The organism is Micromonospora aridisoli, assembly GCF_056150025.1.
Window position 1 is genome coordinate 1 of sequence record NZ_JAXCFK010000191.1, and the last position, 514, is coordinate 514.

Annotated in this window: 1 protein-coding gene; it reads right to left on the bottom strand. The window is 37.7% G+C overall.

Annotation, left to right across the window (positions count from 1 at the left end; genetic code table 11):
- Positions 1 to 303: TIGR04282 family arsenosugar biosynthesis glycosyltransferase (locus SM447_RS30055; protein ID WP_474576235.1), on the bottom strand; the 303-nt coding region annotated here is incomplete at its 3' end.
- Positions 304 to 514 lie beyond the last annotated feature (211 nt).

Genomic DNA, 514 nt, shown 5'->3' on the forward strand with positions numbered 1-514 from the left:
CTGATAACCTTCTTTGAATCCTTGCTCAAAGGCATTTTGCATTCTACCACCCAAGTCCGAACCTTGTTGCTGTTTTTTGTCGTATATGGAGGTGTCCCAGAGGTCATTTTCTCTAATTTTGACAGAATAATGCACCTGTTTAGTGGCGTCTAAATCTTTGGTAACAAGAACAGTGTGTTCTAATAAAAACTTGTAGATAGCTAATGCTTTTGTGTCACCGACATCTTTGGCCAAACGTGTTTTGACTTTTCCGAGTTCTGGATTACGGGTAAACATGAGTAAGAGATTTTTTGTTTTGGTCATAAGTACTATGATCGTATGTAAACAGGATCGCTATGCGTTATCGACAAGTAGCAATTGCCTAAAGGTTATTTTTTCTTTTTTCCAAATAGATTATTCAGTGCGTCTTTGGCAACATCCTTGACAACATCCTCAGTCTTTTTGGGTGTTTCTGTTGCTTTGGTTGTAGTTTCTGTTTCGGTGTTTTTTTTATCTCCACCAAGTAATCCGTTTA